General features: G+C 61.4%; 18 protein-coding genes. 8 read left to right on the forward strand and 10 right to left on the reverse strand.

Translation table 11 applies throughout. The features are described from left to right. Positions 1 to 83: 83 nt before the first annotated feature. The 5 genes from QYQ99_RS04960 to QYQ99_RS04980 form a co-directional block, all read right to left on the reverse strand. Positions 84 to 1706, reverse strand: coding sequence for a FadD3 family acyl-CoA ligase (locus QYQ99_RS04960; RefSeq protein WP_302091674.1), 1623 nt, complete (start codon positions 1704 to 1706; stop codon positions 84 to 86). A 3-nt stretch (positions 1707 to 1709) separates the two neighbouring features. Beyond that, positions 1710 to 2777 carry a ferredoxin--NADP reductase gene (locus QYQ99_RS04965; protein ID WP_302091675.1) on the reverse strand — a complete coding sequence of 356 codons (1068 nt, stop codon included), beginning with the start codon at positions 2775 to 2777 and terminating at the stop codon, positions 1710 to 1712. Between the two features lie 83 nt (positions 2778 to 2860). Next, positions 2861 to 4597, reverse strand: coding sequence for an FAD-binding protein (locus tag QYQ99_RS04970; protein WP_302091676.1), 1737 nt, complete (start codon positions 4595 to 4597; stop codon positions 2861 to 2863). Positions 4598 to 4612: 15 nt separating this feature from the next. Next, positions 4613 to 6343, reverse strand: a complete 1731-nt coding sequence (locus QYQ99_RS04975; RefSeq protein ID WP_302091677.1) for an FAD-dependent oxidoreductase — start codon at positions 6341 to 6343, stop codon at positions 4613 to 4615. Positions 6344 to 6448: 105 nt separating this feature from the next. Further along, the gene (locus QYQ99_RS04980; RefSeq protein WP_302093114.1) at positions 6449 to 7636 is read right to left on the reverse strand and encodes an acyl-CoA dehydrogenase family protein; all 1188 of its coding nucleotides are present in this window, start codon (positions 7634 to 7636) and stop codon (positions 6449 to 6451) included. 288 nt (positions 7637 to 7924) lie between these two features. Here QYQ99_RS04980 and QYQ99_RS04985 point away from each other — a divergent pair, with 288 nt between their 5' ends. The 5 genes from QYQ99_RS04985 to tesG all read left to right on the forward strand — a co-directional run bounded on the left by QYQ99_RS04985 (position 7925) and on the right by tesG (position 12633). Then, positions 7925 to 8905, forward strand: a complete 981-nt coding sequence (locus QYQ99_RS04985; protein WP_302091678.1) for a flavin reductase — start codon at positions 7925 to 7927, stop codon at positions 8903 to 8905. A 76-nt stretch (positions 8906 to 8981) separates the two neighbouring features. Next, positions 8982 to 9821, forward strand: a complete 840-nt coding sequence (locus QYQ99_RS04990; protein ID WP_302091679.1) for an alpha/beta fold hydrolase — start codon at positions 8982 to 8984, stop codon at positions 9819 to 9821. Between the two features lie 20 nt (positions 9822 to 9841). Beyond that, positions 9842 to 10636 (forward strand): 2-hydroxyhexa-2,4-dienoate hydratase TesE, encoded by a 795-nt coding sequence (gene tesE / locus QYQ99_RS04995; RefSeq protein ID WP_302091680.1) that lies wholly within the window; start codon positions 9842 to 9844, stop codon positions 10634 to 10636. 6 nt (positions 10637 to 10642) lie between these two features. Next, on the forward strand, positions 10643 to 11566 hold the full coding sequence (tesF, locus tag QYQ99_RS05000) for an acetaldehyde dehydrogenase TesF (protein WP_302091681.1): 924 nt from the start codon (positions 10643 to 10645) through the stop codon (positions 11564 to 11566). A 14-nt stretch (positions 11567 to 11580) separates the two neighbouring features. Next, positions 11581 to 12633, forward strand: a complete 1053-nt coding sequence (gene tesG / locus QYQ99_RS05005; RefSeq protein ID WP_302091682.1) for a 4-hydroxy-2-oxovalerate aldolase TesG — start codon at positions 11581 to 11583, stop codon at positions 12631 to 12633. 243 nt (positions 12634 to 12876) lie between these two features. Here tesG and QYQ99_RS05010 read toward each other — a convergent pair whose 3' ends face one another. The 4 genes from QYQ99_RS05010 to QYQ99_RS05025 all read right to left on the reverse strand — a co-directional run bounded on the left by QYQ99_RS05010 (position 12877) and on the right by QYQ99_RS05025 (position 17878). Beyond that, positions 12877 to 14976 carry a TonB-dependent receptor gene (locus tag QYQ99_RS05010; RefSeq protein WP_302091683.1) on the reverse strand — a complete coding sequence of 700 codons (2100 nt, stop codon included), beginning with the start codon at positions 14974 to 14976 and terminating at the stop codon, positions 12877 to 12879. Between the two features lie 189 nt (positions 14977 to 15165). After that, positions 15166 to 15369 (reverse strand): hypothetical protein, encoded by a 204-nt coding sequence (locus QYQ99_RS05015; RefSeq protein WP_003057306.1) that lies wholly within the window; start codon positions 15367 to 15369, stop codon positions 15166 to 15168. A 351-nt stretch (positions 15370 to 15720) separates the two neighbouring features. Further along, positions 15721 to 16659: an OB-fold domain-containing protein gene (locus tag QYQ99_RS05020; protein ID WP_302091684.1), complete on the reverse strand. Its 939-nt coding sequence runs from the start codon at positions 16657 to 16659 to the stop codon at positions 15721 to 15723. Between the two features lie 4 nt (positions 16660 to 16663). Further along, positions 16664 to 17878, reverse strand: a complete 1215-nt coding sequence (locus tag QYQ99_RS05025; RefSeq protein ID WP_302091685.1) for a thiolase family protein — start codon at positions 17876 to 17878, stop codon at positions 16664 to 16666. A 210-nt stretch (positions 17879 to 18088) separates the two neighbouring features. On the opposite strand from QYQ99_RS05025, the gene QYQ99_RS05030 reads away from it, so the two are divergent. Genes QYQ99_RS05030 through QYQ99_RS05040 form a run of 3 tightly spaced genes read left to right on the forward strand, consistent with a single transcriptional unit; the run spans position 18089 to position 22034 of the window. After that, positions 18089 to 19096 carry a WD40/YVTN/BNR-like repeat-containing protein gene (locus QYQ99_RS05030; RefSeq protein WP_302091686.1) on the forward strand — a complete coding sequence of 336 codons (1008 nt, stop codon included), beginning with the start codon at positions 18089 to 18091 and terminating at the stop codon, positions 19094 to 19096. Beyond that, positions 19093 to 21576 (forward strand): efflux RND transporter permease subunit, encoded by a 2484-nt coding sequence (locus QYQ99_RS05035; RefSeq protein WP_302091687.1) that lies wholly within the window; start codon positions 19093 to 19095, stop codon positions 21574 to 21576. Before QYQ99_RS05030 ends, QYQ99_RS05035 begins: the two co-directional genes overlap by 4 nt. Next, complete coding sequence (locus QYQ99_RS05040) at positions 21576 to 22034, forward strand: nuclear transport factor 2 family protein (RefSeq protein ID WP_302091688.1); 459 nt, start codon at positions 21576 to 21578, stop codon at positions 22032 to 22034. Before QYQ99_RS05035 ends, QYQ99_RS05040 begins: the two co-directional genes overlap by 1 nt. Positions 22035 to 22203: 169 nt before the next feature. Here QYQ99_RS05040 and QYQ99_RS05045 read toward each other — a convergent pair whose 3' ends face one another. Continuing rightward, the gene (locus tag QYQ99_RS05045) at positions 22204 to 23307 is read right to left on the reverse strand and encodes a dienelactone hydrolase family protein (RefSeq protein WP_302091689.1); all 1104 of its coding nucleotides are present in this window, start codon (positions 23305 to 23307) and stop codon (positions 22204 to 22206) included. Positions 23308 to 23353: the final 46 nt, after the last annotated feature.

Consider the following 23353-nt stretch of genomic DNA (forward strand, 5'->3'; position numbering starts at 1 on the left):
TCGCCTTACAGAGCAGACACGAATTATAGCCATAATTTGGGGCCGGTTTTCGAAAACCGCGGGGCTTTTTCAGATAGTCCAGTTCAGGCCGGCTGTAAAACAGGTGCGAGGCGACTCTTGACGATCTCCAGCAGATCGCGCTTTTGCACCTTGTTGGAGGCATTGACGGGCAGGCCCTCGAGCTGGAGGACAAAGCGCGGCACCTTGTAGTTGGCCATATTGGCGCGGCACCAGGCGATGAAGGCCTCCTGGTCCAGTGTCACGCCGTTGCGTGTCACCACGCAGGCGCAGCCTACCTCGCCCATGCGCTCATCGGCCACGCCGACCACGGCAACCTGCGCCACCTCGGGGTGGTTGGATAGCATGCGCTCGATTTCTGCGGGGTAGCAGTTGAAGCCGCCCACGATGAACATATCCTTGAGGCGGTCGGTAATACGCAGATAGCCGCGCTCGTCAAGCACGCCCACATCGCCGGTATGCAACCAGCCATCGGCATCAATGGTTTCCGCCGTGGCCTTTTCATCCTCGAAGTAGCCCTGCATGATGTGATAGCCGCGCAGCAGCACCTCTCCCGCTTCGCCTGGTTCAACAGGCTGTCCTTGCTCGTCCACACAGCGCACCTCGGTCCCTGGCAGGGCCTTGCCGCAGGTGTTGGCCACGGTTTCCACATTGTCGGAGGGCTCGCAGAGCGTGGCACAACCACCGCACTCCGTCAGGCCGTAGGCCGTGGTGACATTCATGATGCCCAGTTCCTCGCGCATGCGCCTGATGAGAATGGGAGGTACGGTGGAAGCACCGGTCACGGAGGACTTCAGCGAACTCAGATCGAAATTCTTGAGCCCGGGATGCGCCAGCATGGACAGGAACAAGGTAGGCGGCCCGGGCAGGAAGCTGATACGGTCGCTCTCGATGCGATGCAAGATGGCCTGCGCATCAAATACCTGCTCGGGATAGACGGTAGAGCCCTGCAGCAGGGCAGCCACCCAGCCTGCCTTGTAGCCGAAGGTGTGAAAGAACGGATTGACGATCAGGTATCGGCTGCCTTCGGTCAAACCCACCACATCCGACCAGGCCTTGAAAGCCAGGATCGTCGGGCGGTGCGCGCACATCACCCCCTTGGGGCGTCCCGTGGTACCCGAGGTGAACATCAGATCGGCCGTATCGTCGGGCTTGATCCGGGATTCGCGCTGCTGCTGGGCCTGGTCGCTGGTGTCCTCGGCCCTGGCCATGAACTGCGCCCAACTCAGGTCTGCACTGGGCAACACCTTGTCACCAAGTACCACCACCTGCTGCAGTGTGACAGGACGCAGGCCACTCAGCAGATCCGGGTAGTAGTTGTTCAGGAAGTCACCCACGCACACCAGCACCCTGGCACGGCTGCGCTCGAGAATATCGGCAGCCTCAGCGCCCTTCATGCGGGTGTTCAAGGGCACCAGCACGCCGCCGGCAGCATGCACACCGCAGGCGGCAACGATCCACTCGCTGAGATTCGGTGCCCACAGACCCACACGGTCGCCAGCCTGCACACCCAGACTCATCAAGGCACGTGCGGCCAGCCGGCTCAGCTGCTGCAGCTGGGCATAGCTGATGGACTTGCCGTTTTCGACAATCGCCGCGCGACCGGCAAAGCGGCTGACCACGTCGGCCAGCATGCCGGGCAAGGTCAGCGAGGACTCGGGCATCGCGTTCTGGTTGGGTTTCGACATAAGTTACTCCGGAAATTTGACGCGCAGCTTTTCGCTGGTGGGCACGGATTGACAGGCAAGCGTCCACTTCTTGGACAGATCCTTGGCATCCAGCACTTCGTTGTGTCGCAGATGTACGCTGCCGTCCTGCACCTGGCACATGCAGGATGCGCACATGCCGGCCTGGCAGGAGTAGGGCACATTGATGCCAGCGCGCAGTCCGGCCTCCAGAATGGTCTCCGTGCCACTGCAGCTGAATTCGTATTCCTGGCCGTCCAGACGCAGCTGCACCAGGGCTTGGTCGACAGCTGCCTCCACGGGGGCAGTTGCCTCTTGCATCAGCTGCAGAGTCTCCTCGTCAGGCAGAGAGACAAAGCGCTCCACATGTACCTGCTCGGCAGGCATGCCGGCCTCGATCAACGCGGCCTGTGCGGCATCCATGAAGGGGCCCGGCCCGCAGATAAAGGCCTGGCCTGCATCGACCACCCAGGGCGAGGCCCAGGCTGCGAGCTGCTTTTGCGAAGGCGCGCCTTGCACGGAGTCCAGCCAGTGAAGGACCTGCAGGCGATCCGGATACTCGGCCGCCAGCTGCTGCAGGTCCTTCTTGAAGATGACCGAACGCTCGTCGCGGTTGGCATAGAACAGCACCACGTTGCCCTGATGCTGCTTGAGAACAGTGCGCAAGATGGAGAACACCGGTGTAATTCCGCTGCCACCGGCCAGCAGCAAAAAGTTCTGAGACAGATTCCGGGGCGAGAACAGGCCCGAGGGAGGCATCAGTTCGATGGAATCACCCACCTGAACCCTGTCGCAAACCCAGTTGGAACCTCGTCCCTTGTCGACGCGCTTGACAGTCACCCGCAAGGCATCGTCGAGCACCGGGGCACTGGACATGGAGTAGCAGCGAGGCACATAGCGGCCCTCGATAGGCAGTCGCAGGGTCAGAAACTGGCCGGGACGATAGCTGAATTGCTCAGCCAGGGCCTCCGGCACCTCAAACACAATTGACTTGGTATCGTGCGTCTCGTCGATCACCGCGCGCACGCGCAGCGGGTGATACCGCGATGCGGTTGTTGTGGCTTCACTGCTCATTTCTTCTTACCCCTTACTCACTCACTCTTTTTGTGCAACCTTGCACTGGCGCCCCGGCACAAGATCGTCCCCAATCCACGGGGTCAGGAACTGACGCTCTCCACAGCGCTTGCCTGCGGGCACACCGCCTGGGCAGCAGGGGACTCGCCCCCTTGCAGTGCGGCCGCCTTGCCCGCTCGGCGGCCCGAGAACACGCAGTCGGCCAGAGACAAGCCGCTCACGTAACGCGAGGAAGCCACACCAATGGCGGTACGCCCCGCGGCATACAACCCGGGAATGTCATAGCCGGCGCCGTCAATCACTGCACCGTTGTCCTCATTGACCTTGAGCCCCCCCAGGCTCAGGACGGCCAACGGGAACATCTTCTGGCTGATGGAGATATCGATGGCAAACAGCGAGCCGCCCTTGAACTCATGGCGCATGTCCTGGGACTTGCCCAACGGGTCTTCGATCTCACCGCGTGCAGCGGCATTGGCACGATCGAACTGCAGTTGCAGCACTGCGGCATCCATGCGAAGCTTTTTGGCCAGGTCGTCGACGGATTTGCCCTTGATCGCGACCTTGTACATCAGCGCCAGCGCGGGCATGGACTGGAAAGCCCACAAACCGCCAAACAGGCACTGCCACGCAGCCTGCCTGCGCAGCTTGCTATCAATAATGAGCCAAGCCTGTCCCCCCTGCTTTTCCATCATCTCGTAGCCGAGCTTGGCGCCGTAGACCTGCTCATTGCAAAAGCGCTCGCCTTGGGTGTTGACCACCAGACCCTTGGGCCAGACCGAGGGTGGCGTGATGAAGCGCCAGGCCGAGATATTGTTCAGATCCTGAGCGATCCCTCCCACGGATTGCCCCAGCCGCAGACCAGAGCCATCGCAGCCCGCAGCACCGGTCAGCCAGCCGGGCTTGTAAGCCGGCGCATGCCGCTCCAGCAATTCCGAATTGAAGATATAGCCGCCAGTGGACAGCACCACACCTTTGCGGGCACGGATGTAGCGCTTCTCGCCGATCTCGCTCTCGATCTGCGCAGCTTCACGGCGACCCGCCTGGGCACGCGGCGCCTGATACAGGCGCCACTTGGCCACCAGCTCATCGAGCTTCTTGTGGCGTTCGGTACGTGGATCGCCTTCGGGCAACACCATCACCTCCACGCCCAATACACGGCCACTGTCCTTCTCGCGCACCAGGCGCTGGACGCGTGCCTGCGTCAATGTGCGGGCTCCGTGCGCCAATGTGGATTTTTGCAGCGCGGCAAAGAACATCGCTCCCGACTGCCCCTTGGCCACCACGCGATGGCCGCGCGGTGGGGGCTTCTTGAGCAGTTGCGGGTTGCCGTAGGCGGGCACCACCTCGTTGCCCGAGTAGTACAGATACATGCCATCGGCCGGATAAGAGGTCTTGTACCCAGGCATGGTCGACGCAAAAGTAGCGCCCTGCTTTTCCAGCCAGTTCAGGTTGGTCACACTGTCGCGGCTGAAGCGAGCCAGAGTCTCGTCACTGACCACACCATTGACCTCATGCTTGAGGTAGGCAGTCATGGCTTCGGGTGAATCCTCGAAGCCGGCTTCCTTCTGGTAGCGGGTACCGCCACCGGCATAGACCACACCGCCCGACAGCACACTGGCACCGCCACCGCTGAAGCGCTCGATCACCAGAACTTCTGCCCCCTGCTCGCGCGCCTCAATCGCTGCACTGGCACCTGCCCCTCCCCAGCCGACCACCACCACATCGCTGGCATCGGACCACTGAACCTCATCGGCCGACCCCACATCCAGGACTTCCCCCACAGGATTGATGGTGCTGACATGCTTTTTGACATTGGACATCTCTGCGCCTCCTGGTCAAACCGTCTTGCCCAGCAGATGCGGGTTCTCGAGAGGCAAGGGTTTGCCTACCATGTCAGCCACGGCGCGGAAGGCAAACGTCATGGCCGGCCCCAGGGTGGAGCCAGCGCCGGCGTAGGCCGGCCCCATGACGGAGGCGGAGTTGTTGCCCACGCAATACAGCCCCTCGATGATCCTGCCTTGCGTGTCGAGCACACGGCCTTCCCTGTCGGTCAGCAGCCCCCCCTTGGTGCCGATCTCACCGGGCCACAGACGCATGGCGTAGAACGGACCTTTCTCGATGGGACCCAGGTTGGGATTCTTGAGACGCGGATCGCCGTAGTAGCGGTCAAACACATTGCCGCCCCGGTCAAAGTCCAGGTCCTTGCCAGCTCTGGCGTATTCGGTCATGCGACGCGCACTGTCCTGCAGCCCAGCAGCGTCCACGCCGATCTGGCGCGCCAGATCTTCCAGCGTCTCGCCCTTCCAGTAGACATTGTTCAGCCAGCTCTTGCGCACCTTGCTGTCTGGCACGGCCGAGCCTGGCATCAGCGGCCCCATGGGGTTTTGCGCGCGGAAGCTGGCGTCGAACACAATCCAGGCAGGTACACCGCCATTGCCCTTGGCATTTTCGGCCAGCATGGCCTGCTGGAATTCCGGGTACGGGCCGGACTCGTTGAGGAAGCGCTGCCCCTTGTCGTTGACCACCATGCACCCCGGCAGCGAGCGCTCCACGAAAATGCCGCGAAAGGCCGGCTCCTTGGGAACATCCATGGTGGGCACGCCCCAGGACCAGTCCATCAGCGCCAGCTGTGCGCCCACGGCCTGACCGGCCCGGTGGGCATCACCGGTATTGCCTCCCACAGGGGTTGCCGTCCACTCAGCCTTGGTGGGCTTGTTCAGATACTGGTCACGCATCTCCTGATTGCGCTCAAAACCACCCGCACCCAACAACACGCCACGTCTGGCCTTGATCTGCTGGCGCTGACCATTCCTCTCAACAATGACACCCGTCACGCGGCCCGATGCATCCTGCACCAGCTCCTTGAGCGGAGAGTTGCACCACATCTCGACGCCGACCTTGTTGGCAGCAGTCAGCAGGCCTGCCACCAGCGCCTGACCGCCCGTCATGCGACGATCGCGCCTGGTCTTGTTGCGCCAGGGGTAGTCCAGAAAATACTTGAGCATGATGCCCAGGATGGTGAAGCGCGACTTGAGCTCGCGCGAGAGCATGGAATGCGCCTCGAAGGCACTGATGCTCATGCGGCCGAACAACTGGTTGCCGGGAGGGCCGGGGCGCATGGTTTCCAGTGCCGTCAGGCCCAGCCTGGCGGCATTGAAGTCCACCGGGTCCATGGTGCGGCCACCGGGCCTGGAGCCTTCGATATGGGGGTAGTAGTCCGCATACTTGGCCATGGCGCGATAAGGGATGCCGATCTGGCGCAGGTACTCGGCCATCTTGCTCGCGGTTTCCACATAGGCCAGCACGCGGTCGTCGGTTGCCATGCCGCGCACACAGCGCTTCATATAGCCAAATGCGGTTTCCAGATCGTCTTTGATGCCAGCGGTCTTCTGGTCGTAATTGAGCGGAATCCAGATACCGCCCCCCGACAGAGCCGAAGTGCCACCGAACAGCTCGGTCTTCTCCACCACCAGAGTCTTGAGGCCCTGCTCCTGCGCGCGAATGGCGCCCAACAGGGCACCTGCCCCCGAACCCACGACGATCAGGTCATATTCTTGTTCTGCCATACCTTGTCTCCGTCAATCTTTGTTTTATGGATGGACTGTCGCAAATACACGCTGGCGGCAGCCTCCGTTATGGGAGCGCTGCCGCAGCTTGCTGCCTGAATTCAATCAGACAAAGGGTTCCTGGTTGGGAATGCCCAGCACATGCGAGCCATAGGCGCGCACATAGGCATCCGTATTGTTCGCAATGTGGGTACGTCCCTGATGGATGTCGCGGAAGATGCGCTCGATGGGGTTGTTCTTGAAGGTACCGCTGGCTGCGCAGGCGCGCATCAGCTCATTGGCATGAAAGCCCGTCAGCTTGGGAACGTATGACGCCTGAGCTCTCTGCAGCAGACGCTCTTCCAGCGTCAGCTGAATACCAGTCTTGGCCGCATCCACAATGCGTGCGTAATTGCGGAACAGAACCATCTTGAGCTGGTCCAGCGCAATCGTGGCTTCGGTCACGGCCGTCTGGGCGTTCACGTCCTCGGCCATCCTGTTGCCATGCTTTCCAACGTGCGCCGTCGCGCGCTCGGTGAACGACGCGATGGCGCTTTCCAGCGCGCCCAGGCAGGCGGTGGACACCGCACGCTGGAACACATGGGTAAAGGGGATGCGGAACAGCCAGCTGGTGTTCTCGGCGCGACCGGGGCAGCCCACATCGCTGTGGTCGTTGGTGTACTGGATGCGATGTGCCGGGACGAAAGCGTTTTCCACCACGATGTCATGACTGCCTGTGCCGCGCAGGCCCAGCACATCCCAGTTGTCCTCAATGCGGTAGTCCGCCTTGGGCACCAGAAAAGTCACATGTTCCAGGCCAGGCGTGCCATCACGCTTGGGCAGAAGACCGCCGAGAAACAGCCAGTCGCAATGCTTGGAGCCGGTGGAAAAGCTCCAGCGGCCGTTGAACCTGAAGCCACCTTCCACGGGCTCGGCCTTGCCAGTCGGCATATAGGTCGAGGCGATGCGCACGCCATTGTCCTTGCCCCACACATCTTGCTGGGCCTGGTCGGGGAAAAGCGCCAACTGCCAGGGGTGAACGCCGACCACCCCGTAAATCCAGGCCGTGGACATGCAACCCTTGGCCAGCTCCATCTGCACGCTGTAGAACACACGGGGATCCATTTCATACCCCCCCCAGCGCTTGGGTTGCAGCACACGGAACAGACCCGCCTCAGCCATCTCCTGAACGGTTTCGTCGCTGATCTTTCCTTCGCGATCCGCCTGCTGCGCACGTGCCGCCAGCTTGGGCGCCAGGGCCTTGGCACGCTCGATCACGGCCAGCGCATCAGGGGTGAGGTAGTTATCTGTCATTGTGTTCATTCAGCTCTCCAGTTGCCGCTCCACCGGACGGCTTGTGGTGTGGTGGGCAAGGCTTTTTCGCCTATGACAGAAATGCTCTCACCATGCAATTTTCCGTTCATCGTCCGATCAGACTAACGATGCAGCAGGCATTTGCGGACTTCCTCCAAGCCTGATCCCGCACGGCAAAAACACTGAGCCTAGGACAAACACCAAGCCCTGCTTTGCGCTGCTAGTCCATGTGAAGGATTCATAAAAGCCCTGTTCGCCGCACTCTTGCACCAAGGAGACATTCACCCCATGCAAAGCACTGCAGCAACCTTCGACCCCAAAGACTTCCGCCGCGCCCTGGGCATGTTCGGCACTGGGGTCACCATCGTCACCACCCGTGCCGAGAATGGCGAGCCTGTAGGAATCACGGCCAACAGCTTCAACTCGGTTTCGCTGGAGCCTCCCATGGTTTTGTGGAGCCTGGCCAAGAACGCCCGCAGCCTGGCTGTGTTCCAGAACGCTGACAGCTGGAATGTGCACATCCTCTCCAACGAGCAAGAAGCCCTGTCGAACCGCTTTGCCCGTGCCGGCGAAGACAAGTTCTCCGGCCTGCCGCTGGACTCCGAGGAAGCACATGCCCCGCTGCTGCAGGACTGCAGCGCGCGCTTCAGGTGCAAGACCGCATTTCAGTACGACGGCGGCGACCACATCATCTTTGTGGGCGAGGTGACCGACTACGACGCCAACCCGCACCCACCCCTGCTCTACGTGACCGGCGGTTACGCCCTGGCTTCGCGCAAGGCCAACGCCGTGGCCAGCGAACCTGCAGCAGACACCAATACCGCCTATTCGGAAAACCTGATCGGATATTTGATGGGCCGCGCGCACTTTCAATTCCTGAGCGGCTTGCGCAAGCCCATGGCGGCTTACGGCATGACCGATGCCGATTTTTATGTGCTCTCGCTGCTGAGCATCCAACAGCCCCAGTCGCTTGCCGAAATTGCATCTCACATGGCCTACACCGGCACCGACATCGGAGCCGTGGCCCTGCAGTCGCTGATCAGCAAAGGCTGGGTGGAGGAAAGCCGCGAGCGAGCCGAGTCGCTGCAGCTCACACCCCAGGGCAACGAAGCCATCTTGCGTGTGCTGGCCGCAGCCAAAGCCGTGGAAACCGATTTGATAGCGAGCCTTGGCGAGATGGAAGCAGCCACGCTGCGCAATCTGCTCAAAAAAGCAATTGCCGCCACCGACCCCGGCCTGCCCAAGCTATGGCAAGCCAGGGCTCGATAAGCCTCGCCGTCCAAGATTTCTCGCTCGAAGGCAGGAGACAGCCTTCGTCTATCCACTCCAAGCATAAAGAACAGAGATGAACATTTTTTCCATTCCAGAAGGCAAATATGTGGACATCGGCAACGTGGCCGGCCATCCCCAGCGCGTGCACTACCACGAACAGGGCTCGGGTGAAGCCGTGATCTTTTTGCATGGCGCAGGCACCGGCGCCAGCGGCTACAGCAACTTCAAGGGCAACTACCCCGAGTTTGCGGCGGCCGGCTTTCGCTCCATCGTTCCCGACCTGCTCGGTTATGGCCTCTCGTCCAAGACCGAGGAGCCCAGGCAGTACGACATGGATTTCTTCATCGCTGGCGTCAAAGGTCTGGTGGAGCAACTGGGCCTGAAAAACATCACCCTGCTGGGCAACTCGCTGGGCGGCGCCGTGGCGCTGGGCTATGCGCTCAAGTACCCCGAGGACGTCAAGAGCCTGATCCTCATGGCACCCGGTGGGGTGGAAGAGTTTGAAGCCTATATGGCCATGCCCGGCATTGCCAATATGTTCAATGTCTACAAGTCGGGCAAGACCGGCCCCGAAGCCATGCGCGCCGTGATGAGCATGCAGGTGGTGGACCAGGCCCTGCTGACCGAGGAGATCATCAACGAGCGCGCGCCCATTGCCCTGACCCAGACCGAAGCCTCGCGCCAGCGACTGTATATCCCCAATATGACAGAGCAGCTGCCCGATCTGAAGTGCAATGTGCTGGGTTTCTGGGGCATGCAGGACGCCTTCAACCCCGTGGGCGGTGCCGACAAGCTGGCCAAGGGCATCAAGAACTGCCGCGTGGTGCTGGTCAACCAGTGCGGCCACTGGGTACAGGTCGAGCATCGCGAGATGTTCAACCGCACTTGCATCGACTTCATGAAGAATGGTTGAAGCCACCGCGAGCGACAAATATGAGTGACAAGCAATTCATCGAACAGCAAGGCCGGCGCCTGTATGACGCGCTGCGAACCGCCAAGACACTGGCACCGCTGACCGACAGCCACCCCGAGATGACGGTGGCGGACGCCTATCACATCTCCCTGCACATGCTGCGCCTGCGAGAAGCATCGGGCGAGCGCGTGATTGGCAAGAAGATCGGCGTTACCTCCAAGCCCGTGCAGGACATGCTGAATGTGCACCAGCCTGACTTCGGTTTTCTGACCGACAGCATGGAGTATGAAGACGGCGCTGCCGTCTCGCTCAAGGCATCCGGCCTGATCCAGCCTCGCGCCGAAGGCGAAATTGCCTTCATGCTCAACAAGGATCTGCAAGGCCCGGGTGTGACCAAGGAAGATGTACTGGCCGCGACCGAATGGGTAGCGCCCTGCTTCGAGATTGTCGATTCGCGCATCAACGACTGGAAGATCAAGATCCAGGACACCGTGGCTGACAACGCCTCCTGCGGCGTCTTTGTCATCGGCAAGCAGCACACCAATCCAGCCTCGCTGGATCTGGCTGCCGCTGCCATGCAGATGACCAAGAACGGCCAGCCCGCAGGTTCGGGCCTGGGAAGCGCCGTGCAAGGTCACCCGGCCGAAGCCGTGGCCTGGCTGGCCAACACGCTTGGCGCTTTCGGCATTCCCTTCAAGGCCGGCGAGGTGATTCTCTCGGGCTCCCTCGCCCCCCTGGTGCCCGCCGCTGCCGGTGACCACTTCGAGATGGTCATTGAGGGCATGGGCCACTGTTCCATTCAATTCACGGAGTAAGACACCATGACGCAAAAGAAAATCAAGTGCGCACTGATCGGGCCCGGCAATATCGGCACCGACCTGCTCATGAAACTGCAGCGCTCTGCCATTCTGGAGCCAGTGTGGATGGTCGGTATCGACCCCGAATCCGACGGCCTCAAGCGCGCCCGCGAAATGGGCATCAAGACCACGGCCGAGGGCGTAGACGGCCTGCTGCCCTTTGTCAAGGAAGACGGCATCCAGATCGCCTTCGACGCCACAAGCGCCTATGTCCACGCCGAAAACAGCCGCAAGCTCAATGAACTGGGCGTGCTGATGATCGACCTGACGCCCGCGGCCATCGGCCCCTATTGCGTGCCCAGCGTGAACCTGGCCGAGAAGGTGGCAGAAAAGGCCATGAACGTGAACATGGTCACCTGCGGCGGCCAGGCCACCATCCCCATGGTGGCTGCTGTCTCGCGCGTGCAGGCCGTGAGCTACGGCGAGATCGTGGCCACGGTCTCCAGCCGCTCGGTCGGCCCCGGCACACGCAAGAACATCGACGAGTTCACGCGCACCACCTCTGGCGCTGTCGAACAAATTGGCGGTGCGCAAAAGGGCAAGGCCATCATCGTCATCAACCCCGCCGAGCCGCCGCTGATCATGCGCGACACCATCCACTGCCTGACGGTAGATACGCCCAAGCCTGCTGAGATCGAAGCCTCGGTACACGCAATGATCAAGGAAGTGCAGAAATACGTGCCCGGCTACAAGCTGGTCAACGGCCCCGTCATCGACGGCAACCGCGTCTCCATCTATATGGAGGTCGAAGGCCTGGGCGACTACCTGCCCAAGTACGCGGGCAATCTGGACATCATGACCGCCGCTGCGGCACGCACGGCCGAGATGTTTGCCGAAGAAATCCTCGCCGGCCGTTTCGAGTTGGCCGAAGCCGCTGTGGCTGTCTGATCCAGGAGAAGAACATGTCCCTCAAAGGTAAGAAGATCACCGTTCACGACATGACGCTGCGTGACGGCATGCACCCCAAGCGCCACCAGATGACGCTCGCGCAGATGAAGTCCGTGGCCTGCGGTCTGGACGCCGCTGGCGTTCCGCTGATCGAAGTGACCCACGGCGACGGCCTGGGCGGCAGCTCGGTCAACTACGGCTTTCCCGCCCACACGGACGAGGAATACCTGTCCACCGTCATCCCGCTGATGAAGCAGGCCAAGGTCTCAGCCCTGCTGCTGCCCGGCATCGGCACCGTCGACCACCTGAAGATGGCCCATGAGCTGGGCGTCTCCACCATCCGCGTGGCCACCCATTGCACCGAGGCCGATGTCTCCGAGCAGCACATCGCCATGGCCCGCAAGATGGGCATGGACACCGTGGGCTTTCTCATGATGGCGCATATGAACAGCGCCGAAGGTCTGCTCAAGCAGGCCAAGCTGATGGAAGGCTACGGCGCCAACTGCATCTACATCACGGACTCGGCCGGCTATATGCTGCCCGATGACGTGAAGGAACGCCTCGCCGCCGTTCGCCAGGCTCTCAAGCCCGAGACCGAGCTGGGCTTTCACGGCCACCACAACCTGGCCATGGGCATTGCCAACTCGCTGGCCGCCATCGAAGCCGGCGCCAACCGCATCGATGCGGCAGCGGCCGGCCTGGGTGCGGGGGCAGGCAACACGCCCATGGAAGTGCTGGTCGCCGTGTGCGCGCGCATGGGCATTGAAACCGGTGTGGACGTGTTCAAGATCCAGGACGTGGCCGAAGATCTGGTCGTGCCGTTGATGGACTTTCCCATCCGCATCGACCGCGACGCGCTGACCCTGGGCTACGCGGGCGTCTACGGTAGCTTCCTGCTGTTTGCCAAGCGTGCCGAAGCCAAGTACGGCATCCCGGCACGCGAGCTGCTGCTGGAGCTGGGCCGCCGCGGCATGGTGGGCGGCCAGGAAGACATGATCGAGGACACGGCCCTGACCATGGTGCGCGAGCGCCAGAAGCTGGCGCAGAAGGTGGCCGTGACTGCCTGATCGCCTGATCGCCTGATCGCCTGATCGCCTGATCGCCTGATCGCCTGATCGCCTGATCGCCTGATCGCCTGACTTCACATTCTCTTTGCCACTTTGTATCGGGTTCAACGGCTGCTTGGGGCGGCCGTTGAACCCTTTTTTGCGGCATCGTCCTGAGCGTCAGGCCTCTATTCATCCAGGCCGTCACCCCTGGCAGCGGCCCTGGTCCAGCCCCGCCGACCCGGGCCATATGGCACACCACTTCTAGAAGCGATAGCGCGCCACCACCTGGGCCGAGCGCGGAGCACCGGGCAGGTTGAGGTTGGGCGAGCTGCCATGACCGGCAACGATATAGCGACGATCCAGCAGATTGTTGAGCTTGAGCTGCACATCCCAGGCACCCATGCGGTAGTAGGCCATGGCGTCCACCGTGGTGTAGCCTGGCAAGGTCACGGTATTGCCAGGATTGGCAAACCGGGCGCCGACATAGTTCAGCCCCCCACCCAGACCGAAACCGTGGCCCAGCGCCTTGGTCACCCAAAGGTTGGCGCTTTGCCTGGGCGTCAGCGTGGGTCGCTTGCCCTGAACCGGCTGGCCGGCATCGACGGCAGGCGATGTGGTCATCTCGCCATCAAGGAAGGCATAGCCGGCCCAGACCTGCCAGTTGGGCGCAATCTCGCCTGCAAAGGTCAGCTCCAGTCCATTGGTACGCTGCACACCCAGAGGCACCACGGTATTGCTTGTAGGGTCGACGCTCTTGATATTGGTGCGCTCGAGCTTGAACAGCGAGGCCGTGACCGAAGCCTTGCCGTCCGGCCGATCCCATTTGACGCCGACTTCCTGGCTGGTCGTTTTCTCCGGTGACAGTTGCGCATTGTTTGCCGCCAGCGCAAAGGTCTCGCCCGAGGGCTGGAAGGACTTGCTCCAGGAAGCGTAGTAAGACCATGCAGACGAGGGCTGATAGACCAGGCCGACGCGCGGACTCCAGGCGGTGTCCGTGCGGCTCAAGTCCGGCTTGCCCGGCTGTCGCTCATGTGTGTCCTGCTGGAAGCGGTCATAGCGCACCCCCGCCAGAGCCTTCCACTGCGGAGTAATGGTGACCAGATCCTGCAGATACAAGCTGGCCACCTGGAAGACGCTGTGATTGTCCGCCGCAGGCTTGCCATCGATGCGCGAAGGCAGGATTGGCAGCACCGGATTCAAGAGCGAAACCGTTGCCACATTGGCACGACTGTAGGACAGCAGATCCTTGCTCTGGCGGCCGAATTCAAGGCCGTACAGCAGCTGGTGCTTCATGCCTGCCAGCTCCAGTTTCTGGGTCAGCTCGGTCTGATTGAAAAAGCCGCTTTCGTCGCGCTGCACATTGCCGCGCGTGAGCGATGCCGTCATCGCCTTCTCATTGACCGAGCCCACAAGCGTGTTGCTTCTATCCAGCGAATAGTCGTAGTAGCGCAAAGCATTGCGCAGCGACAAGCTCTCGCTGATGCGGTGATTCAGAGTCGCACCCAGTGATGCGACCTCGGCACTGCTCACATCGACATCCCTGGCATTGGCTGCGCCGTAATAGGTGCTTGGCGACACATTGACGGGCCTGCCCTGATATGCGGGAATGCCGAAATCCGTCAGGCGGCTGTCCTTCAGGTAGTCGGCCTGCAGCAGCACGCTGGTATCGGTGCTGGGTTGGATCAGCACCGATGCGGCCAATGCCTTGCGGTCCAGAAACTGCTGGTCGCGATAGCTGTCGGCGCGCTCCACGGCGCCGGTCAGGCGATAAGACACCACACCGTCTTGGGGCGCGCGGGCCAGGTCGAACTCGCCCCGGCGCTGGTTCCAGCGCCCCAGCGTCAGCCCCACTTCGCTGAGATTGACGCCCGGCTTCTTGGTGATGCGATTGATCAGGCCGCCCGACGAACCACGCCCGTACAGCACCGAGGCCGGGCCCTTGAGCACTTCGATCTGCTCGATATTGGATAGATCGCGGAAGTACAGCGCGTCATCGCGCAAGCCGTCCACAAACTGATCGGCGATCGCCGAGAAGCCGCGAATGGTGACCTGGTCGCGCTGACCGTCACCATGAGAGAAGCCCACGCCAGGCACGGCCTTGAGAGCATCCTGCATGGACTGCGCGGCCTGGTCGCGCAGCAGGCTCTGCGGCACCACATTCACGGCCTGAGGTATATCACGCAGCGGGGCCTCGATCTTGGTGGCGCTCGTTGCCGTGGGTGGGTTGTAGCTCGAATCAGACTGGCGATCGCTGCGAACCTGTACTTCGTCCAGCACCACCTCTGAAGCTTGCTGCGCCCAGGCTGCGCCGGAAAAAGCCAGCCCCAATGCCGCCGCCAGCGGCGAATACCTCAATGCCATAAATGCCTTGTTATACGGAGTTGTAATTCGGCTTGGCGGGTATCGTCCGCAGGGACTACGGCATCAATTGGCTACAACCTCTGTGCTGTGCAAAAGCGTGCGCATCATAATCGAGAATCAGTCTCATTTACATGTACTTTACAGTACAGAAATCGCCCAGAGATCAAAGTCGTCTAGGTCTGGCGGGACTCAATAGCCCGATGCAAAAACCGCGCTCCAGGAGGTCTGGGCACTGGCGAGCACGATGCCGGCGGGCAGCTTGGGCGCAGAGTCCGCCTGCGCCGCCACTGCAGCACTCTGTGGCAGATTCATCGCGGGCAGGTATAGCGCCAGTGCCGCAGCGGCCAGCGACACTGTGCGAAGTGCATTCATCCAGCGAAAAGAGGTTTTCATGCTTGTCTCCTGTGCGGGCTCTATGGCCTTTATGGTTTGCAGTATGGCCAGCACGGAAAACGCAACATCGTCCATTTTGATGAGCAGGTATTTACTTAGGTGGCAACCCCAGATCGACGTCCCTTTGGCGCCATCGCATGGCTTTGACTCCTGCCAAGCAGATTTCAATAATTTGATAGCTTCCAGCGCTTTGCAGACATAGGTATAAAGCGAATTTGACTGATATTTTTCGCATTCCTACAGAGCCAGGAGCCCATCTGTGAATGGCCGCAAAAAAAGGGCTTTGCCTGCGCAAAGCCCCAACCCTTGAAGAAACTGAAACACCCGCCCTCCGAGGACGGGCTGCGGCGATCACATGTAGAGAATCACCAGATCGTTGATGACTGCAGGACGATCCTGGCCGACCACATGGATGTTGAGCTCCATCGTCGTCTGAACACCGCTCTTGACCTGCTCCACCGCCTTGATGCGAGCCCGTGCACGGATCTTGCAGCCTGAGGGCACAGGGCTCGGGAAGCGCAGACGATCCGAGCCATAGTTGACCATGTTGTTGAAGTCCACCACCTCGTAGTCCAGCGGAATCCTGAGCTGGCTGGCCAGCACCTGCACCAGGGCGCCATGGGCGATGGTGGTTCCGAACGGGCTTTTCTCACGCGCCTGCGCGGGATCGGTGTGAATCCAGTAGTCATCGCCCGAGAGCCTGGCGAACTCGTTGATGACTTCCTGGCTCACGGTGAACTCGTTGGACCAGGGGCTGTACTCCTCGGACACCAGCGACTTCATGGCCTCGATGTCCTTGACGGAGATCTTGCGCTTGGCAGCGACAGCCTGCTCCACCACGGCAGCCCCGGCCACCGCGTCCGCCTTGATGACGCTCGGATGGCTGCCCCCATGCGCGGTAAAGCGCAGCAGGGTGACCTCGCCGGGGCGCTCGTCAAACACGGCTCGCACCTCCATGCCCACCTTCAGTGCGTCCGGATCCACGCCGACCATGGTGGTGTTGATGCGCACGCCTTCACGGAGTTCGACCACGGCCAGGGCCTGAGGCATTTCGTCCGTGAACTCGGGCATGGTGGGAATGCGCGCGACGGTGAAGCTGTAGAGCGTTCCCTCGCCCGACACCTTGCTCCACTTCAGGGTGCGCGATCCGCAAGTGGGGCAATGGGTGCGCGGGAAAAACAGCGAATGTCCACGATCGCATTGCTGGATGCGCACTTCGTGGGCCTTGAGACCTTCCCAGTACGGCGCAGAAATTTCCGTGGGATGGGGCAGAGGTTTGTTCCAAGCCATGTTCTTATGCTCCCCGCAGGATCAAGGCGCCCTGCTCGCTCATCACGCCACCGGTACCGGACACATAGGCCAGATCGTTGCGACCCAGCTGCCTGTCGCCGGCACGTCCCTGAATCTGGTGCACCGCTTCGATCACCTGGGACATGCCGCCCGCCGTGCCGGACTGGCCGAAGCTCAGCTGGCCGCCATGGGTGTTCATGGGGAAGTTGCCCTTGAAGGTGAAATCGTTGTTGCGCAGAAAGTCCATGCCCTTGCCCTTCTCGCAAAAGCCCGCGTCTTCCAGCGTCAGCATCACGGTGATCGTGTAGCAGTCATAGATCTGCGCCATATGCATGTCGCAAGGGCGCATGCCCGCCATCTCGAAAGCCTTGGCAGAGGCCGGACCAATGGGTGTCTGCAGCATGTCGGCCATATAGGTGGGCGACTTGCTGCTCACGTGCTCGCCGCAGCCGACGATGCTGACGGGGCGGTGTCTGGTGGTTTTGGCACGGTCGGCACGGGTGACGATCATGGCGCCACCGCCCGCAGCCGGCAGCACGATTTCCAGCACATGCAAAGGGTCGGCCACCATGCGCGAGTTCAGCACGTCATCGACGGTGATGGGCTGACCGTAGAACATGGCATCGGGGTTGTGACAGGCGTTGAAGCGCTGGTCCACGCTGATGCGCGCCAAAGCGGCCGCGTCGTAGCCATGGATCGCGCCGTAGCGCTGGGCGATCATGGCATAGCCGGTGTTCTGCGCCATATGGCCATAGGGCAGGTCCATCTCGGCCTCGGGCGCTCCAAAGCGGGTGCTGTGGCCGCCGAAGCGGCTGGCCTTCATGACTTCCTTGATGTGGTCGTCGTGCTCCGAGATCGGCGCCATGCGCGACGGCAGCACGCAGACCACGGTGTTGCACAGCCCCAGCTCGATCGCGGCCGCCGCGCGCCAGACCATGGCCACGGAGCTGGCCCCTCCCAGGTCCACGACTTCGGCGAAGTTCAGGCGCACGCCCAGGTACTCGCCGGCCATGGCCGGCACAAAGCAGCTGGCTTCATGAAAGTGCGGGGCGCTCGTGATCAGGCCGTCCACTTCGGACAGCTCCATGCCGGCGTCCTCCAGAGCCTGCAGCGTCAGGTCGGCAACCTGCTCCAGATGGAACATGCGCGGCGCCGTTGCGTACTTCTGCGGCTTGTACTGCGCGACGCCAACCAGCGCCGCTTTTCCTTGCAAACCCATATGTCTCCCTTACCAAGAAAGTGTGCATTCATTGTGTAAATGAAGCAGACCGAATCCATCGTCTGTAGAGACTAAAAAGCCGGCCCCGTACATACCCCTAATTCTCCGGGCAAACGTCCATTCGGACGATGTTGCTGAGGCTCCAAATCAAGAACCTGCACCCGTGTTTGCAATACATGCACAGCGTGTACGAATCAACAAGGAGACAACGTGAAAACAGCCGTCGGTATAGGCGCAGCAGCATTGGTGGCCTTTGCCTCAGCGCTCGCCTTTGCGCCCCGCACACCGCCTGCGCTAGCGCCAACCACCATGGGCGTCGAGCGCAGCCATTTCAACACCATCACGCAGGTGGGCGATCGTCTTCTGACAGCCGGCGCACTCGGTGAAATCCTGTACTCGGACGACAAGGGTGCCCACTGGCAGCAGGCGCAGCTCAAGGAGCAGCGTCAGGCGCTCATCGTCAGCATGGCTTTTGCTCCCGACAAGAAATCCGGCTTTGCCGTTGGCCACGAAGGCTGGATTCTGCGCACCAAGGACGGCGGCAGCACCTGGGAGGAAGTCGCTTTCTCCCAGGAAAACGGAGAGCCTCTGATGTCGATCGCGCGCCTTCCTTCCGGCGACTGGATCAGCGTCGGCGCCTTCGGTCGTGCCATCACCTCCAAGGATAACGGTCAGACCTGGGGGCAGTTGCCCCTGCCCTCGGAGGTGGAGGACAAGCACATGAACCGCATTGCCAGCTCCGAAGATGGCAAGCACTGGCTGATCGTGGGCGAGCGCGGCCTGGTCATCAAATCCGAGGACTCCGGCGCCAGCTGGCAGATCGAGCCCGGGTTCTACAACGGATCCTTCTACAACGCCATGGCTACACGCGACGGCGGCTGGCTGATCTATGGCATGCGCGGCAACGCCTTTGTGCAGGCCGCACCGGGCGCACAATGGGTCAAGTCGGCGATTCAGGCTCCGGTCTCCTTCTTTGGCCACGCCCAGGAAAAGGATGGAACCATCATCCTGGTAGGACAAGGCAGCATGCTCGGCCTGAGCAAGGACGGCGGCAAGAGCTTCAGCCTGCAACGCGCCAAGGGCCGCGCCACCCTGACCGACATAGTGCTTACCGGCCCCGATAGCGGCTGGATCTCCAGCGACGCAGGCCTGCAGCCCTTTCCCCCTGCACAACAAGCCAAGGCAGCCGCCCAGGCTGACCCAGGAGCGACCAAATGACTCTGAGCGAACCCACCAACCGGCTGGACCGGTTTATTGCATCCACGGCACGCTGGCTGATCTCGTGGAGCAAGTCCATAGTCGTGCTGACGCTGATTGCCACGGCACTGCTGGCTGTCTCGGCCATGCGCACGCACCTGGATCCGGGCTTCAACAAGTTGATCCCCATGCGTCATGAGTACATGACGGCATTTCTCAAGCATGCAACCACCTTCTCGGGCGCCAACCGCATTCTGGTGAGCGTGGAGTGGAAGGGCCAGCAAGGCGATATCTACAACAAGGAATTCCTCGAAGCACTGCGTGGCGTGACGGACGAGGTCTTCTTCACCCCCGGCGTCAACCGCGGTCAGGTGTATTCGCTGTACACCCCGAACGTGAAGTACATCGAGATCACCGAAGACGGCTATGTGGGCGAGGTGCTGATTCCTTCGCGCTTCGAGGCCAACGAACAAGGCCTGGCCCAGGTACGCTCCAACGTGGCCAAGTCCGGCCAGATCGGATCTCTCGTCAGCAACGACCTGAAGTCCGCCATGGTGCGCGCCGACCTGCTCGAAGTCGACCCAAAGACCGGAGAAAAACTCGACTATCACAAGGTGGCGCAGCGCCTGGAAGAGATCCGCAGCAAGTTCGAAGGCAAGGACATCTCCATCCACATCATTGGCTTTTCCAAGGTGCTGGGTGATGTGATGGACGGCCTGACCACCGTGATGACCTTCTTCGCCATTGCATTCGTCATCACCGCCATCATGCTGCGCATGTATACCAAGTCCACCAACCTCACGGTGGTGGGCCTGGCCGTGGCACTGCTGCCCGTGATCTGGCTGCTGGGCATTTTGCCGCTGATCGGCTACGGCATCGACCCCATGTCGATCCTGGTTCCCTTTCTGATCTTCTCCATCGGTGTCTCTCATGCCGTGCAGATGACGGGAGCCTGGAAGCATGATGTGCGCGCCGGCCTAAGCTCCAGGCTGGCCGCCGAGAACGCGATTCGCAAGCTGGCCGTTCCCGGATCTCTGGCGCTGCTGACCAATGCTCTGGGCTTCATGGTCATCATGCTGATCGACATCCCCATCGTGCACGAGCTGGGCGTGACCGCCTGCATGGGCGTGCTGCTGATGATCATCACCAACAAGGTGTTCCTGCCTGCGGTGCTGGCCAATCTGCGACTGGAAAAAAAGGCGCTGCAAGCCCCCTCCTCCACCGCAAACGGTCGCAACCCCATCTGGTGGAAACTGTCTGCGCTGGCCGAAGGCAAGCCCGCCATGCTGACGCTGTTGGTATCGCTGATGCTGCTGGCCGTGGGCACCTACGAGTCGCGCAACCTGCTGACAGGTGACGTTGGCACGGGCGCTCCCGAGTTGCGCGCCGAGTCGCGCTACAACCGTGACAACGACACCATCATCGGCAGCTATTCCATCGGCATGGACGTGCTGTCCGTCTTCGTCGAGACCTCCAACCTCGACGAAGGCTGCCTTAACTGGCAGGTGATGAACGCCGTGGAGCGCTTTGAATCGCGCATGCGCCGGGTTGACGGCGTGCAATCGGTCTCCACCGTCTCCGGTCTGGCCAAGATCGCGGCCTCCAGCAACAACGAGGGTAACCCCCGCTGGGCGGCGCTGCAGCGCACCGAAGCCGCATTGCGCTCGGGTGCCAAGGCGCTGTCTCCCGATCTGGGCCTGAATACCGAGGGCTGCAAGGTCATCAATCTGCAGGTCTTCCTCAAGGACCACGAAGGCGCCACGCTGACCCATGTCGTCAATGAAGTGCATGACTTCATCGCCGCGGACAAGACACCCAACGTCAAGTTCCTGCTGGCTGGCGGCAACGCCGGCGTGGCGGTCGCGACCAACGAGGCCGTGGAACATGCCGAAGTGCAGATGCTGGGCTCCATCTTCGGCGCCATCACGCTGCTGTGCTGGCTGACCTTCCGCAGCTGGCGTGCCGTGCTGTGCATTGTCGTGCCCCTGGCCATCGTCTCCATACTCTGCAATGCCTTGATGGCCCTGCTGGGCGTTGGCCTGAAGGTCCCCACGCTGCCCGTGGTTGCCCTGGGTGTGGGCGTGGGCGTGGACTACGGCATCTACCTGTTCGAGAGCATGCAGCATGAGCTGCGCGAGCGAGACATCACGCTGCGCGAGGCCTTCTATGAAGCCATGCGCCAGCGTGGCAACGCCGCCATCTTCACAGCACTGACCATGTCCATCGGTGTGGGCACCTGGGCGTTCTCGGCACTGAAGTTCCAGGCCGACATGGGTATCTTGCTGGCCTTCATGTTCCTGGTGAACATGCTGGGAGCGATCTTCCTGCTGCCTGCCATGGCCTACTGGCTGAATGTGGGCGCAGCGGAAGCCAAGGCACGCATCAAGCGCCTGCAGCGGCAACCCAGACATGCCCATGCGGCAGGCAGCGCAGGCGGCGTCAGCCATGCGGGCGGCATGCTCAAACCCGAACCCCAGTCATCCCTGAACGGCAAAGTGTGATGCAGACCGCAGCAAGCACGCTGGAGCAGGTTCTTCTTGAACATGCTCTGGCCCAGACCCTGACCCGCTACGCCACGGCCTGCGACACACGCAACTGGGACTTGCTGAAGCAGGTGTTCGCACCTGACTGCACCACGGTCTACGGAGGCAGCTACCTCTGCGAAGGAGTCGCCAAGGTTCGCCGCATGATCAGCACCCACCTTGACGGCTGCGGCCCCACCCAGCATCTGCTTGGCAATCTGGAAGTCGATGCCGGCGACACGCAGCGCCCGCTCAGCAGGATTCAGGTGCGAGCCGCGCATCAAGGATTGGGCGAGCGCAGTCATCTGCGCTACGACGCCATCGGCTTCTATGAAGACGAATGGGTAAGGCTGCCCGAAGGCTGGCGCATCCAGAAGCGCAGCATGACCGTGCTGCTTGAGATCGGTGAGCGCTCCGTGCTGCAGCCCGGAACCTGAGCGGCCACACTCCATCAATCAAGCCGCGCGGCCATGCTGCACGGCTTTTTTGTTTCCGGAGGCCTCAATTGACAGAAGCCTGCGCTTCATGAACAAGAACTTCGGGCAAATTTGACACTTGAAAAAAGGCCAGCAAATGCTGGCCTTCTGCTTTCGCGTTGAGTCCTGTCTACTGCTCGAACTTTACCTTGAGAAACTGCAGCAACTGCTTGCCGGCCAGACTGCGCGCGGTTTCATCGCGTCCGGCAATATAGCCCACCTTGACGCAGTCCCCCAGCGCTTTGCCGCTTTGCACCCGAATCCTGTAACGCGTCTGGCGATCGGGCTGAGCCCCGGCGGGAATCAGCGGCTGGCCGTTGAGGACGGGGAAGTCCTTGTCATTGAACTCAATCGTGCAGCCGGACAGATAGGGGCGATCCGTCATCTCTCGTGGCTTGTCGCTTTCCCAATCATGGCCTGCTCTGGCATAAACCACGGTGCTGACTTCGGAGCCCGCCTCACGCAGGATTTTTTCCTGCTGCGCACAGGCCACCAGATCATTCGATGCATCCTCCCCCGCTCTGAAACTGAGCAAGGGCGAACCCGTGGTTTTACGGGACTGAAGCAGCGCATAGCAAGGCCCGTAAAAGTCCACATGCAAGGCAAAGGGCTGAATGAAAGGCGCCAGCTTGTCACGAATGCGTGCATCCAGGCTCATGCGTGCCGCAATGCCACCTTTGGAAAATCCCATCACCCCGATACGCCAGCCATCGATGGCCGGGTGCTTGTTCAAAGCCTTAAGTGCGGCATAGGCATCGGCCACGGCATCGAACTCGGAGGTCCCCATGATCTTGAGCGCATAAGGCATGTCTTCGCTGATGCCACGCGGCTTGAAGTTATCGACCAACAGCGCAGCTATGCCGTTGTCGGCAAGCATCTGGGCCATTTCGCTCTCGCGCCCGGGAATGGCCCCCGCGCCACCCGGCAGGACAACCATGGCCGGCACCTGCTTCTTGTCGCTGGCCCCCTTGGGCAGGAACAGCTTTCCCATACCCATGCTTGCCTCTGCCTTGGCAGGCTGACTGAGCAGCACATCGAGGTCATACGGACTGCTGGACTTGAAGCGGATATCGCCCTGTGTATCACCATGCAGCTCCGTGGGAGCCATCAAGGGGGCTACCTTGGGCAAAGGAGGCAAAGCATCGAACAGATGCTGCCCTGATGCCGCACTGCTCATCAGGCTCAGGGCTGCTGCGCCCAAAGGGGTCACCCATTTTCCGGTCAGTATTTGCATTCGCTTGCGCCTCTTTCAAACACAAAAGCCCGGAGAGCCGGGCTTT

Origin of the sequence: Comamonas testosteroni (genome assembly GCF_030505195.1) — a bacterium.
Taxonomy (GTDB): Bacteria; Pseudomonadota; Gammaproteobacteria; order Burkholderiales; family Burkholderiaceae_C; genus Comamonas; species Comamonas testosteroni_G.

What these genes read in the sequence shown, in the direction of transcription:
- QYQ99_RS04960 (WP_302091674.1), bottom strand. Translation starts at nt 1,706, where the DNA reads ATGTCGAAACCCAACCAGAACGCGATGCCCGAGTCCTCGCTGACCTTG.
- QYQ99_RS04965 (WP_302091675.1), bottom strand. Translation starts at nt 2,777, where the DNA reads ATGAGCAGTGAAGCCACAACAACCGCATCGCGGTATCACCCGCTGCGC.
- QYQ99_RS04970 (WP_302091676.1), bottom strand. Translation starts at nt 4,597, where the DNA reads ATGTCCAATGTCAAAAAGCATGTCAGCACCATCAATCCTGTGGGGGAA.
- QYQ99_RS04975 (WP_302091677.1), bottom strand. Translation starts at nt 6,343, where the DNA reads ATGGCAGAACAAGAATATGACCTGATCGTCGTGGGTTCGGGGGCAGGT.
- QYQ99_RS04980 (WP_302093114.1), bottom strand. Translation starts at nt 7,636, where the DNA reads ATGACAGATAACTACCTCACCCCTGATGCGCTGGCCGTGATCGAGCGT.
- QYQ99_RS04985 (WP_302091678.1), top strand. Translation starts at nt 7,925, where the DNA reads ATGCAAAGCACTGCAGCAACCTTCGACCCCAAAGACTTCCGCCGCGCC.
- QYQ99_RS04990 (WP_302091679.1), top strand. Translation starts at nt 8,982, where the DNA reads ATGAACATTTTTTCCATTCCAGAAGGCAAATATGTGGACATCGGCAAC.
- tesE (WP_302091680.1), top strand. Translation starts at nt 9,842, where the DNA reads ATGAGTGACAAGCAATTCATCGAACAGCAAGGCCGGCGCCTGTATGAC.
- tesF (WP_302091681.1), top strand. Translation starts at nt 10,643, where the DNA reads ATGACGCAAAAGAAAATCAAGTGCGCACTGATCGGGCCCGGCAATATC.
- tesG (WP_302091682.1), top strand. Translation starts at nt 11,581, where the DNA reads ATGTCCCTCAAAGGTAAGAAGATCACCGTTCACGACATGACGCTGCGT.
- QYQ99_RS05010 (WP_302091683.1), bottom strand. Translation starts at nt 14,976, where the DNA reads ATGGCATTGAGGTATTCGCCGCTGGCGGCGGCATTGGGGCTGGCTTTT.
- QYQ99_RS05015 (WP_003057306.1), bottom strand. Translation starts at nt 15,369, where the DNA reads ATGAAAACCTCTTTTCGCTGGATGAATGCACTTCGCACAGTGTCGCTG.
- QYQ99_RS05020 (WP_302091684.1), bottom strand. Translation starts at nt 16,659, where the DNA reads ATGGCTTGGAACAAACCTCTGCCCCATCCCACGGAAATTTCTGCGCCG.
- QYQ99_RS05025 (WP_302091685.1), bottom strand. Translation starts at nt 17,878, where the DNA reads ATGGGTTTGCAAGGAAAAGCGGCGCTGGTTGGCGTCGCGCAGTACAAG.
- QYQ99_RS05035 (WP_302091687.1), top strand. Translation starts at nt 19,093, where the DNA reads ATGACTCTGAGCGAACCCACCAACCGGCTGGACCGGTTTATTGCATCC.
- QYQ99_RS05040 (WP_302091688.1), top strand. Translation starts at nt 21,576, where the DNA reads ATGCAGACCGCAGCAAGCACGCTGGAGCAGGTTCTTCTTGAACATGCT.
- QYQ99_RS05045 (WP_302091689.1), bottom strand. Translation starts at nt 23,307, where the DNA reads ATGCAAATACTGACCGGAAAATGGGTGACCCCTTTGGGCGCAGCAGCC.